This window comes from Xanthomonas sp. NCPPB 1062 (assembly GCF_041481705.2).
Lineage (GTDB): Bacteria > Pseudomonadota > Gammaproteobacteria > Xanthomonadales > Xanthomonadaceae > Xanthomonas > Xanthomonas euvesicatoria.
On the sequence record NZ_CM192987.1, the window covers coordinates 3222298 to 3234942 of the forward strand.

General features: G+C 65.6%; 11 protein-coding genes. 6 read left to right on the top strand and 5 right to left on the bottom strand.

The annotated features are described in order from the left end of the window. Positions 1 to 10: 10 nt before the first annotated feature. The 3 genes from ACCQ16_RS14045 to ACCQ16_RS14055 are packed head-to-tail and all read left to right on the top strand — an operon-like array spanning position 11 to position 3229. Entirely contained in the window at positions 11 to 1294 is a 1284-nt protein-coding gene (locus ACCQ16_RS14045; RefSeq protein WP_218550361.1) for an EAL domain-containing response regulator, read from the top strand. Positions 1295 to 1298: 4 nt separating this feature from the next. Next, positions 1299 to 2105: a CheR family methyltransferase gene (locus ACCQ16_RS14050; protein WP_008571300.1), complete on the top strand. Its 807-nt coding sequence runs from the start codon at positions 1299 to 1301 to the stop codon at positions 2103 to 2105. Further along, positions 2102 to 3229 carry a protein-glutamate methylesterase/protein-glutamine glutaminase gene (locus tag ACCQ16_RS14055; RefSeq protein ID WP_008571299.1) on the top strand — a complete coding sequence of 376 codons (1128 nt, stop codon included), beginning with the start codon at positions 2102 to 2104 and terminating at the stop codon, positions 3227 to 3229. Before ACCQ16_RS14050 ends, ACCQ16_RS14055 begins: the two co-directional genes overlap by 4 nt. A gap of 291 nt (positions 3230 to 3520) precedes the next feature. On the opposite strand, the gene ACCQ16_RS14060 is transcribed toward ACCQ16_RS14055, so the two are convergent. The 4 genes from ACCQ16_RS14060 to gpmA all read right to left on the bottom strand — a co-directional run bounded on the left by ACCQ16_RS14060 (position 3521) and on the right by gpmA (position 8915). Beyond that, a complete protein-coding gene (locus ACCQ16_RS14060; RefSeq protein WP_277572624.1) occupies positions 3521 to 5083 on the bottom strand; it encodes a phospholipase D family protein in 1563 nt (520 codons plus the stop codon). Between the two features lie 236 nt (positions 5084 to 5319). After that, positions 5320 to 7422, bottom strand: a complete 2103-nt coding sequence (locus ACCQ16_RS14065; protein WP_277572623.1) for a M13 family metallopeptidase — start codon at positions 7420 to 7422, stop codon at positions 5320 to 5322. Between the two features lie 282 nt (positions 7423 to 7704). Further along, positions 7705 to 8019, bottom strand: a complete 315-nt coding sequence (locus ACCQ16_RS14070; RefSeq protein WP_033478650.1) for a hypothetical protein — start codon at positions 8017 to 8019, stop codon at positions 7705 to 7707. A 146-nt stretch (positions 8020 to 8165) separates the two neighbouring features. Further along, the gene (gpmA, locus tag ACCQ16_RS14075; protein WP_008572455.1) at positions 8166 to 8915 is read right to left on the bottom strand and encodes a 2,3-diphosphoglycerate-dependent phosphoglycerate mutase; all 750 of its coding nucleotides are present in this window, start codon (positions 8913 to 8915) and stop codon (positions 8166 to 8168) included. Positions 8916 to 9017: 102 nt separating this feature from the next. Here gpmA and nfi point away from each other — a divergent pair, with 102 nt between their 5' ends. Further along, positions 9018 to 9731 (top strand): deoxyribonuclease V, encoded by a 714-nt coding sequence (gene nfi, locus ACCQ16_RS14080; protein WP_014090641.1) that lies wholly within the window; start codon positions 9018 to 9020, stop codon positions 9729 to 9731. Between the two features lie 73 nt (positions 9732 to 9804). On the opposite strand, the gene ACCQ16_RS14085 is transcribed toward nfi, so the two are convergent. Continuing rightward, entirely contained in the window at positions 9805 to 10182 is a 378-nt protein-coding gene (locus ACCQ16_RS14085; RefSeq protein WP_372379987.1) for a hypothetical protein, read from the bottom strand. 742 nt (positions 10183 to 10924) lie between these two features. On the opposite strand from ACCQ16_RS14085, the gene ACCQ16_RS14090 reads away from it, so the two are divergent. Together ACCQ16_RS14090 and ACCQ16_RS14095 are read left to right on the top strand one after the other, a co-directional pair. Next, the gene (locus ACCQ16_RS14090) at positions 10925 to 11815 is read left to right on the top strand and encodes a pirin family protein (protein ID WP_008572447.1); all 891 of its coding nucleotides are present in this window, start codon (positions 10925 to 10927) and stop codon (positions 11813 to 11815) included. 247 nt (positions 11816 to 12062) lie between these two features. Continuing rightward, positions 12063 to 12524 carry a hypothetical protein gene (locus ACCQ16_RS14095; protein ID WP_008572445.1) on the top strand — a complete coding sequence of 154 codons (462 nt, stop codon included), beginning with the start codon at positions 12063 to 12065 and terminating at the stop codon, positions 12522 to 12524. Positions 12525 to 12645 lie beyond the last annotated feature (121 nt).

Sequence of the window (12645 nt, forward strand, 5' to 3'; positions counted from 1 at the left end):
AAGGACTCCCATGCGCCCCGCCCTTCTCTCCTGCAACTGCACGCTGGCCGGCCCGGTCCTGGTCGTGGACGACAGCGTGGTCCAGCGCGAACACGCCATGGCGCTGTGTCGCCAGCTCGGCGCAAGCGTGGTCGACGGTGCCATCGACGGAAACGCGGCACTGGAATGGCTGACGCGCGCCCAGGCGCCATCTTTGTTGCTGGTGGATCTGGAAATGCCGGGAATGGACGGCGTGCAGTTGCTCGACGCCCTGGCGCGCGGCAAATACAGCGTGCCGGTGGTGGTGGTCTCGCAACGCGGCGGTGCCTTGATCGATGCAGTGATGCAACTCAGCCGCAGTGCCGGCGTGCGCGTGCTCGGCGGCATCGAAAAGCCGATGAACCTGCAAGATCTGGCCACCGTGCTGGATTGCGAACCGGAGCCGGCCGCCGATGCACCGGCATTCGCGCCGGTGGCGATCTCGCCGCTGATGTCCAGCGGTGGTGCCGCCGCCTCGCGGCTGGACCGTGCCATGCGCCGCGGCGAGATCCGTGTGGCCTACCAACCCAAGCTCGACCTGAAGGACGGCCGCCTGCGTGGCGTGGAAGCGCTCGCACGTTGGCGCCGCCCGCAAGGCGACATGATCGGCCCGGACCGTTTCATTCCGCTGGCCGAACGCGAAGGCTTGATCCACGCGTTGACGCAGCAGGTCATCGACAAGGCCATCGCGCAATTGGTGGACTGGCGCGCCGAAGGCTTCGACCTGAGCCTGGCCTTGAACCTCTCGCCCCGGCTCTTGGGCGAAGACCATTTTCTCGAAGAGCTGTGCGCCAAGCTGGGCGAGAACGGCCTGAGCCCGGCCAACCTGGTGCTGGAACTCACCGAAAGCGCCATCGTGGAGCCGGCCAATGCGCTGAGCATGCTGGCGCGTTTGCGCCTGCACGGGTTCGGCCTGTCCATCGACGACTACGGCACCGGCTTCTCCTCGCTGCAGCGGCTGGCCAGCATTCCCTTCACCGAACTCAAGCTGGACCGCAGCTTCGTGCATGCAGCGCATCGCAGCCGCAGCCAGCGCACCGTGCTCGAATCGACGCTGGAGCTGGCGCATCGGCTTGAGCTCACTGCCGTGGCCGAAGGCGTGGAAACGCCCGACGACTGGCGCCTGCTGCGCGAACTTGGCTGCGACTTGGCACAAGGCTATCTGATGGCCTCGCCGATGCCCGGGCCGATGCTGTCGGAGTGGTGGCGCGAACACGCCATGCGCATCGCGCGCCTGAGCGACAGCACGTTCCACAGCGATGCGGATGTGGCCTGAGCCGATGAGCACCGCGACCGCCATCACCGAACAGGAGTTCGGCCGCTTCCAGCGCTTCATCTTCGAAGCGGCCGGCATCACCATTTCCTCCGGCAAGAAGGCGATGCTGTGCGGCCGCCTGGGCAAGCGCCTGCGCGAACATCAGTTCAGCACCTATACGCAGTACCTGCAGCTGCTGGAAAGCCGGCAGGACCGCAGGGAAATCCAGACCGCGATCGACCTGCTCACCACCAACGAAACCTATTTCTTCCGCGAGCCCAAGCATTTCGAGCTGCTGCGCAAGCTGGCCGGCGAACACCGTGGCGGGCTGCCGTTCCGCTGCTGGAGCGCGGCCAGTTCCAGCGGCGAAGAGGCCTACAGCATGGCCATGGTGCTGGACGACACCTTGCAGGGCCGCCCGTTCGAGGTGGTAGGCACCGACATCAGCACGCGCGTGCTGGCCAAGGCGCGCACCGGCCATTACGCGCTGCAACGTATCGACGGCATCCCGCAGGCCTATCTCAAACGCTATTGCCTGCGTGGCCAGGGCGAGTACGACGGCACCTTGCTGGTGGAGCGGCGGCTGCGCGAGCGCGTACAGTTCGTGCACGCCAACCTCAATGCCGCGCTGCCGGCACTGGGCAGCTTCGATGCGATCTTCCTGCGCAATGTGATGATCTATTTCAACGGCCAGACCAAGCGCGAAGTGATCCTGCGCGTGCTGTCCAACCTCAAGCCGGGCGGGCACTTCTGCATCGGCCATTCGGAAAGCCTGAGCGAACTCGACATCGATCTGGTCCAGGTGGCACCCTCGATCTTCCGCAAGGCATGACCCAAGGATTCACCGTGTCGACAGCGCTCCATCGCCCCGCCGCCAACCCCACGACCATCAAGGCCATGGTGGTCGACGATTCGGCAGTGGTACGCCAGGTGCTGGTGGGCGTGCTCAACGACGCGCCGGGCATCGAGGTCATCGCCACTGCCGCCGACCCGCTGCTGGCGATCGAAAAAATGCGCCAGCACTGGCCGGATGTGATCGTGCTGGACGTGGAAATGCCGCGCATGGACGGCATCACCTTTCTGCGCAAGATCATGAGCGAGCGGCCCACGCCGGTGGTGATCTGCTCCACGCTTACCGAAAAAGGCGCGCGCGTCACCATGGATGCACTGGCCGCCGGCGCGGTGGCGGTGGTGACCAAACCCCGCCTGGGTCTGAAGCAATTTCTCACCGACTCTGCTGACGAACTGGTGGCGACCGTGCGCAGCGCAGCGCGCGCCAACGTCAAGCGGCTGGCTGCGCGCGTGACTGCCGCGCCGCTGGAAGCGGAGGTCAAGCACACCGCCGATGTCATCCTGCCGGCACAAAGCGGACGTGCGCTGGCGCAGACCACCGAACGCATCGTCGCCATCGGCACCTCCACCGGCGGCACCCAGGCCCTGGAAGAAGTGCTCACCGCGCTGCCGCGCGTTTGCCCCGGCATCGTGATCGTGCAGCACATGCCGGAGAAATTCACCGCTGCCTTCGCCGCGCGCCTGAACGGCCTGTGCCAGATCGCCGTCAAGGAGGCCGCCAACAACGACCGGGTGATGCCGGGCCGTGCATTGATCGCACCGGGCGGCAAACATCTGCTGCTGCGTCGTAGCGGCGCGCAGTATTTCGTCGAAGTGCTGGAAGGCCCACCGGTCAACCGGCATCGGCCCTCGGTCGATGTGTTGTTTCGCTCGGCCGCGCGCGCGGCCGGCAGCAATGCGCTGGGCATCATCATGACCGGCATGGGCGACGATGGCGCCGCCGGCCTGCTGGAAATGCGCCAGGCCGGCGCACGCACGGTGGCACAGGACGAACACACCAGCATTGTGTTCGGCATGCCCAAGGAAGCGATCAAGCGCGGCGGCGCAGACCGTATCCTGCCGCTGGGCGCGATGGCGCGCGAGATCGTGACGCAGCTGCAATAACGCGAGCGACGTTCAACTCACGCGCCAAACGTACTGACACAACCACCGCGTCTACCGCATCTTCCGCGCGACAGACCCACTGCACCTGCTGGACAGAGCCTGTGCACCTGCTGGACACAGCCATTGCCCGTGCTCCAATGCAGCCATTGCGTCTGCTCCAACGCAGCCACTGCGTCTGCGCCGCATCGGCGCGCGCATTCTCCTATCCATGAAAGACCGCCACCTGCCCTTCTCCCGCCGGCGGGAGAAGGTGCCCGAAGGGCGGATGAGGGCAACACGCTAACCAGCCAGCTACAGCTGCGACTCCAGCGGCAACCAGCCCATCACCGCTGCTGCGCCACGTCGCCACACGCTCGCCGCCGGCTCGCGCGACCACACCTCGGGCGGCTGCGCGGCATCGTCGTGCCAACGCAGCTCGCCCTGCTCCAGGGTCACGCGGTAACTCACCGGCGCACTGATCTTGTGGTTGTACAGCCGCTCCAGCTCCGCGGTGACCACGCGGTCGTTGAACAGCAGGCCCATTTCGGTGTTGAGGTTCATCGAACGCGGGTCCAGGTTGAACGAGCCGATGAAACCGCTGCTGTCGTCCACGACAAACGCCTTGGTATGCAGGCTGGCGCCGCTGGAACCGAACAGGCTGCCGTCCGGCTTGCCCATCGGCTTGAGCTCATGCAGGCGCACGCCCTGATGCAGGAGCGGCACGCGATAGCCGGCATAGCCGCTGTGCACGGCCACCACGTCGTTGGCCGCCAGCGAGTTGGTCAGAATGCTCACGCGCACATCGCGCTGGCGTAGGTTGCCGATCCAGCGCATGCCCTCGTCGCCCGGCACGAAATACGGCGAGATCACTTTGAGCTCGCGCTGTGCGTGCGCCATTTCGCCGATCAGCACCGGCGTCATCCAGTCGGCTTGCGGCGGCGCACCTTCGGCTTTTTCCGGCGGGTCGGAGACGATGCGCGCCTGCGACACCCAGTGCACCGGTCGGTCGCCCTGCATCAGTTCACGCACGCTTGGCGAGCGCTTGAGACGCTCCACATACGGGTGCGCGCGCACCGATGCCATGCCCGCGTCCAGGCTGCCACGCAAGGCCTCCAGTGCCTGCGGCTTTGCGGTGACCAGCGCAGACAGCGGCAAGGCATTGGGGCTATTCCAGTATTCGTCGAACACCTGCTCGGCCTGGCCCACCGCCGGCCCCATCAGCGCCGCATCCATATCCATGAAGTTGGTGTCGCGCGCCGCATCGAAATATTCGTCGCCCACGTTGCGCCCACCCACCACCGCGATGCGGCCATCGGCAATCCAGGCCTTGTTGTGCATGCGGCGATTGATGCTGAACATGCGCAGCACCATCTCCACCCCACGCATCAAGGTGCCTTCGCGCGCGCGCGTGGGGTTGAACAGGCGAATCTCGATCAGCGGATGGCTATCCATGGCAGCCAGCACCGAATCGCTGCCATGGATATTCATGTCGTCCAGCAACAACCGCACGCGTACGCCGCGATCGGCCGCGCGCAGCAATTCGTTATGCAGCAGGTTGCCGGTGAAATCGGCATGCCAGATGTAGTACTGCAGATCCAGGCTGCGCCCGGCCGCACGCGCGGTGAGCGCACGTACCGCAAACGCATCGACGTTATCCGGCAGGATCACCATGCCGGTCTGATCGACGTGCGCCTGTTGCAGTGGCGCCACCACCTTGTCGATGGGCGTCGCCACCGCCGTGGCAGGCAGCACGTGACTGACCGGCCCGCGTTGGCGGTCGGCAAAGCGCCCGTAGCCGTACAGCGATAACGCGCTGGCCAGCACCAGCACCAGCAGCGCAATGCCGAACCATTTGAAAAATTTCCGCCTTGTCACTGCCGATTCCGCGATGCGCAGCGCGGCAGTGTAGAGCCCACGCGGGCAGGACGGTGTGCAGACGCCGCCACAAGCAAACTCGACAATTCCCGCGAGAAACAGACGGGTGTCGTGGAAGTGTCGTGGACGCGAGTACTCGCAGCACCGCGTGCCGCACAGGGCGAACGTGGTGGTTTACGGCGTCATCAGCGGTGTGGCGCGCCAGCTGCCGAAGCACCGGCGCGCGCCCGCGGCGCTTACCAGATGGTCACCCGCTCCTTGTCGCCACGTACCATCGCATCGCCGGGCTTGCACTGGAACGCCTGCGCAAACGCCAGCATGTTCGACGGCGCACCGTTGGCGCGGAAATTCGCCGGTGCGTGCGGATCGGTGTTCAGGCGCACGCGCAATTCGCCATCGGTGAAGTTGCGGCGCCAGACCGTGGCCCAGTTCATGAAGAACCGCTGGTCCTGCGAATACCCATCGATCTGCGTGTTGGCGGCCGGCTGCTCCTGCAACGCCATTTGCAATGCATCGTACGCCACGGTCAGGCCGCCCAGATCGCCGATGTTCTCGCCCAGCGTCAGCTTGCCCTTGACGTGCACGCCCTTGATCGCTTCATAGCCATCGAACTGTGCCACCAGCCGGTCGGTGCGCTCGCTGAACAGCTTGCGGTCTACATCGGTCCACCAGCTATCGAAGTTGCCCTTGGCATCGAACTGGCTGCCGGAATCGTCGTAGCCGTGCATCATTTCGTGCCCGATCACCGCACCGATCCCACCGTAGTTCAAGGCCGGATCGGCCTTGGGGTCGAAGAACGGCGGCTGCAGGATGGCCGCCGGAAACACGATCTCGTTGCGTGTGGCGTTGTAGTACGCATTCACCGTCTGCGGGGTCATGTGCCACTCGCGCTTGTCGACCGGCTTGCCGATCTTGTCCAACATGTCGCGGTAGTTGAATGCCTGCGCGGCCTGCATGTTGGCAAGAAAGCCGTCGCCACGCGTCTGAAGGCCCGACCAATCGCGCCACTGGTCCGGGTAACCGATCTTGGGAGTGAAGCTGGCCCATTTCTCCAGTGCGCGCTGTTTGGTGTCCGCGCTCATCCAGTCGAGCTTTTCCAGCCGCGCCTTGAGCGCCGCCGACAGGTTTTGCACCAGTTGCTGCATCTGCTCCTTTGATTCGGCCGGGAATGCAGATTGCACATACAGCTGGCCCAGGGCCTCGCCCATCGCCTCGTTGACCGCATTCAAGGTGCGCTTCCAGCGCGGCAGCATGTCCTGCTGGCCGCGCAGGGTCTTTGCGTAGAAATCGAAATTGGCCTGCTCGAACGGCTTGGCCAGATACGGCGCCGCTTCGTCCACCGTATGGAAGCGCAGATACGCCTTCCAGGTAGCGATCGGCGTATCGGCCAGCATCGCATCGAGCTCGGCGAAATAGCCCGGCTGGCTCAGCGAGAAGGTGCCGGCCGGCACCTTGAGCGCTGCGAAAAACGCCTTCCAGTCGAAGTGCGGCGTGATGGCGTTGGCGCCGGCCACATCGACCGGGTTGTAGCGCTTGGCCGGGTCGCGCAGTTCGATACGCGACAACGACGCATTGGCCAGGCGCGTCTCGAACGCCATCACCGCCTTGGCCTGCGCGGCCGTCTGCGCTGCCGGGATACCCGACAGCTCCAGCATCCGCGCGATATAGGCCACGTACTGCTCGCGGATCTTTGCCTGCGCCGGATCGGTGTAATAGCCCTTTTCGGGCAAGCCCAGACCGCCCTGCCCTGCGTAGGCGATCATCTGCTCGGAATTCTTGTAGTCGGCATTGGCACCGAACGAAAACACCAAGCCCTGGCCTTGCGCATAACTGTTGCGCAACCAGGCGGCGATGGACGGCGCATCGGTCAATGCGTCGATGTCCTTCAACTGCGGCTGCAGCGGCGTAATGCCCGCTTTGTCGATCGCCGCTTCATCCGAGCCGGTCCGCCACAGGTCGGCGATCTTGGCATCCACCGAACCGGCCGACAGATTGCCGCGCGCCAGTTGCTCCACCAACGCGTGCTGGATGGTCAGCGAGCGCTCGGCCAGCACCTCAAAGCTGCCCCAGCTGGTGCGATCGGACGGCACCGGATTGGCCTTGAGCCACTTGGCGTTGACGAACCCGTTGAGGTCCTGACACGCAGCGATGCTCGGGTCTAGGTCGCTGCTGCTGAATGCCACGATCGGCGCATCGAGCTTGGACACATCCACCTTGGTCGATACCGCCTGCGGCGCGGCAGGCGCCACCTTGGCGGTGTCATCGGAGGCGCCGCACGCAGACAGCGCGACCGCGATGGCGACCGCAAGCGACAGCGGAGCTAACTTGCGCAACTTCATTGAATTCTCCAGGGCATGACCGCGCAGGCGCGATCGAAAAAAGTCGACATCCGGTCGGCAAGCGCTGGCGAAGAACCGCGCAGCGCAGGCGCCCGCCTCTTCGTCAGTCGCTCTGCAACCGGCCAGACCACATCCGTGCAGCGGCACCGCAACATGAAGTCGATGCCGTGCGCCATGAAAGTCCATTGCATCTGTACAGCACGTGCGCGTCCGTCATCGGCACCGCCACGCACTGCTTCCACTCCACCTGCATGCCGGCGCAACGCGCGCCATCGCATGCGCTCAACGCCGCGCGTAAAACGGCGCCATCACCAGATACACCGGATACGCCAGCACCATCAGCGCCAGGGCGACCTCGTGCCCCGACGCCGCATCGGCCCACGCTTCCATCTGTGGCGCCGGCCCAGCCACGCCAAACCCCAGCAACAGCGCCCCCATCGCGCAGATCAGCAGTGCCAGCGCCAGTCCCGCGCCGGAGATGTCGCCAGCAGCCAAGGCGACAAACGCGGCCCCGCCGGCCACCAGCATGCCGAGCGTCACCAGATACGCGCGACAGTAAACGGCAGTCATCTGCCGGGTTCTCCGTTTGCTGGACATCGTGTCTCGCCTGCGCCTCGGTGCCGAGCGCGTATTACCCTCTCGCACCGCTTCCATTCATCACCGCACGCAGCCGCTTGCAGCCGCATGCGCACAAGAACACGCGCTGCGCGCACCGCACGCAGCGCTGCAACCGCCAACGGCGATTACTTCGCCTTGCCCTGGTTGGCCACCGCTTCGGCCGCGCGCTTGGCCGCTTCCGGGTCGCCCAGGTAACGGAAGCTGCGCACCTGCAGGTTGTCGTCCAGCTCGAACAGCAACGGGATGCCGGTGGGGATGTTGAGCTCGAGGATCTGCTCGTTGGAGACATCGTTGAGGTACTTGTACAGCGCGCGCAGCGAATTACCGTGCGCGGTCACCAGCACGGTCTGCCCGGCCTTCAACTGCGGCGCAATCGCGTCGTGCCAATACGGCAACACGCGCACCAGCGTGGTTGCCAACGACTCGGTCCCCGGCAGCGCGTTGCGGTCCAGGGTGGCGTAGCGCCGGTCATGGCACGGGTGGCCCGGGTCGTTGACGTCCATCGCCGGCGGCGGGATGTCGTAGGAACGGCGCCAGATCTTGACCTGCTCCTCGCCGTGCTTGGCCGCGGTTTCGGCCTTGTCCAGCCCTTGCAGGCCGCCGTAGTGGCGCTCGTTGAGGCGCCAGCTCTTGGACACCGGCAACCAGTCCTGGTCCAGTTCCTTCAATGCGCCCTGCAGCGTGTGGATGGCGCGCTTGAGCACCGAGGTGTGGGCGACATCGAACTGCAGCCCTTCGTCCTTCATCAGCTTGCCGGCCGCCACAGCTTCCTGGCGGCCCTGGTCGGTGAGTTCCACATCCACCCAGCCGGTGAAACGGTTGTCCAGATTCCATTGGCTCTGGCCATGGCGCAGCAGTACGAGTTTGCGGGTCACTACGGTTCTCCGATTGGGGCCGATCAGCCTGCGATTGTAGCGGCAGCGCGTGCATCGCAGGCGTGCACGAGATCGCCACAGGCAGCGCGCGATGCTTTCGCAATGCAGACCAACGATCCCGTCTTCGCCGGTTGGGACGGCAGCGTGATTCAGGCGCGACAGTTGCAGCAGCAACTGGCACGGCGCGTGGTGCTCGATGACGCGGTGAGCGCAACGCCGCAGTTGCTTGCAGGGTTCGATGTCGGTTTCGAAGACGATGGCCAGATCACCCGCGCGGCTGCCGTGTTGCTGGATGCGCAGACGCTGCTCCCGCTGGAAACGCACGTCGCGCGCGTGCCGACCTCGATGCCCTATGTCCCCGGCCTGCTCAGTTTTCGCGAATTGCCCGCATTGCTGCAGGCCCTGGCGCTGCTGTCGCGTACGCCGGATCTGGTGTTCATCGATGGCCAGGGCATCGCGCATCCGCGCAGGCTGGGCATCGCAGCGCACTTCGGCGTGGTCACCGGCCTGCCGTGCATCGGCATCGCCAAGCAGCGTCTGGCCGGCAGCTTCGCCGAGCCTGGGCCCGAACGCGGCGACCACACGCCGATCCTGCTGGGCGGTGCGCAGATCGGCTGGGCACTGCGCAGCAAACCGCGTTGCAACCCCTTGATTGTCTCGCCCGGCCATCGCGTGTCGATGCAAGGCGCGCTCGACTGGACCCTGCGCACATTGCGCGCCTATCGCCTGCCCGAGCCTACGCGCCTGGCCGACCGGCTGGCCTCGCGCCGCGGCGAGGTGACGGTACCGGTAGCCTGCTCCGGTCAGCTGCTGTGAGCAGGCGTCGCGTCAGCGGCCACGTGCCACAGCCCCAGCGCCGGCCGCATAGGCACGGCGCTGGGGCAACCCATCAGTTGTAAGTGATGACGATGCGACCGGAGCCGTCGATCCGGAAGAAAATCATTTGCTTGTCGGACGCAGGCCGGTAATTCACCAAAGAGCCCACTGCATAGGGCTGATCGCTGCACGAGGACGAGGACGCAGCGACCTGATAGGTGGTCGCTGTGCTGAGCGTCGGCCCTGCAACACTCCTGCCGGAGTAGACCGCATAGCAGCCGACCGCGCTTCCATTTATCAGGAATGCCAGCGAGCGGACATTGTCGGACGCACTGATGATGCGACTGGGGAGGGCCCGGGCGCTCTGCGCACTACCAAGGCAGGGCGCCAACGCTGCCATCACCAAGAAGAGCAGCGATGTTGTCTTCCTTCCTGAGATCGATAAGGACATAACGTATTCCTCGGATTGGGAGTGAGAATCTGAAACGCATCGAGTAAAACGCTAAAGCGCGAGCGACTTGCCGCCAGGTGTGCACCGCAGACGATGCGCAGCAAGCGACCGTTGCCGATCCGTCACCTGAGACGCATGCAATGAAGGCCAAAGCGCTCGTGGATCGTGCAGCGCCGCCATTATTCATGGCGCGATGACGCACGTGACCTGGCACGCTGCATTTAGGATGCGGCGGTACGTTTCCCGCCATGCAACTTCGTTCGTGTTGCAACTTCGCCGCTGCCAGAACCTCGTCCACCGATACCTGGCGGCAGCAGCGGTGGCGAGCCCTGGAGACAGCCGCTTGCGTTGCAAGATCGGGCCGGCCATGGCGGCCACAAGCGCCCGGGCCTTGCCGATGGGAGACGTGCGCACGGCAATGGCGCCCGCGCCGAGCTTCAGTAGTGCGGCCTGCATGATCCCGGACCGCAGCGCTGGATGCGTCGTCTTCGCTGCCGACAATGTCCTCGTTGGTACCGCATCTGCCTGCACAAGACCGGGGCTGTCTCGCACTGAGCCGCTGCTACCTCGTGCCGCGCCCGCACGGCGTTCGCGGTGCGGCACTCGCTGCCGCGCCGATGGCGCGCTCCCCCGACGCGCAGGAAGCGCCATGACCCGGACACTGCGTTTTACGCCACGCACCCGCCCCGGCCACCGCGCATGCGAAGCTCGTGCCCACGTCATCAACTCCGCGAGACCGCGCATGACCACCCTGATCGCTCCACGCGTCCATGACATCGGCGGCCTGGAAGTGCGTCGCGCCGTGCCCACCCTGCAGGCGCGCAGCGTCGGCCCGTTCGTGTTCGTCGACCACATGGGCCCAGCCGTGCTGGAGCCCGATCACGGCATCGATGTACGCCCGCATCCGCACATCGGCCTGGCCACGGTCACGTTCCTGTGGGCCGGCGAAATCGGCCACCGCGACACGCTGGGCTCGGATCAGGTGATCCGCCCCGGCGACGTCAACTGGATGACCGCCGGCCGCGGCATCGCCCATTCCGAACGCACGCCTGGCCCGGAGCGCGCACGCGAACACGCCTTGCACGGTATGCAGACCTGGATCGCCTTGCCGCGCTCGGCCGAAGAAACCGCGCCCGCGTTCCATCACCACGCGGCGGCAAGCCTGCCGCAGCAGCGCCGCGACGGCGTGTGGCTGCGCGTGATCGCCGGCCGCGCATATGGCGAGGAATCGCCGGTACAGGTGTTCAGCGGCACGCTGAATGTGGCGCTGGATCTGGCGCCCGACGCCGAACTGGATCTGGACACCGGGCACGCCGAGCGCGCCCTGTACATCCTGGAAGGCCAAGCGCAGCTGGACGGTGCCGACGTGCCAGCTCGCCACCTGATCGTGCCCTCGCCCGGCGCCCGCGGCCGCCTGCGCGCCAAGACCCCGCTCAAGGCGATGCTGCTTGGCGGCGAGCCGCTGGATGGGCCGCGTCATCTATGGTGGAACTTCGTGTCCAGTTCCAAGGAACGCATCGAGCAGGCCAAGGACGACTGGCAGGCAGGCCGCTTCGGCAGCATTCCCGGCGACGACAAGGAGTTCATTCCGCTGCCCGAGTCACCGGCCCCAAAACCGGTTAATTACCCTTGAAACCGTGCGCTGCGCGAGTGGACCAACACGCGCGATCACCAGGTCTCTTACCGGAAGTGCCACGCTGCACATGCGATGCCAGGCACAGGTGCGACACCACTTGAGCTGACTCGCAAAACTGTGGTAGTGATGGCCCTGTAGACGGAGCGCGTTGCGTAGACGGCAGTCCTTGGACGGGGAGTTCGAGGCACTGCAACGGCACGAAATCGGCGCGCCCGCATCGTCATCCAATGCCGGGGAATCGTGTATGAAGTCTGCATCCTGCCTTGTTGGCCTGAGCTTGCTGCTGGCCGCTGCCACCGCCCATGCCCAGACCTCGCCGGTCTGCCCGCCGTTGCCACCGGCCTCCGGCCTGCAGTGGAACGAGCTCGCCGGTGCCGATTACCTGGTCTGCAAGGCCATGACTGCCGATGGCCGGCAGGTGGTCGGCGTGATGCTCACTACCCGCGACCCGGCGATGACACTGGCACGCGAGCGGCGCGCCGAAAAGGGCCAGATCCAGCAGGAAGATTTCTACTGGTACAAGCTCGATCTGGGCGGCCGCGACATGCCGGGCACGGAATCGCGCCGCGTCACCGTGGTCGAACTGGGCAAGAAGCGCTACGCCCAGCTGTGGATCGATGGCGCCAGCACCGAAGAACTCGCCTCGATGCAGTCGATGGTGCAGAACATGGATCTGCAGCCGGCCAGCCTGGCGCTGCAGCGCTGACGCAGCGCGCGTCACAGCCCCGCGCACTGCTGCACCCGTCTTGCAGCGCGTGGGTTTGCCGGCACGCTGCAGACAGTATCTGACGATATCTGCCGCGAGCGTGTCGCCGCAGATCACCATT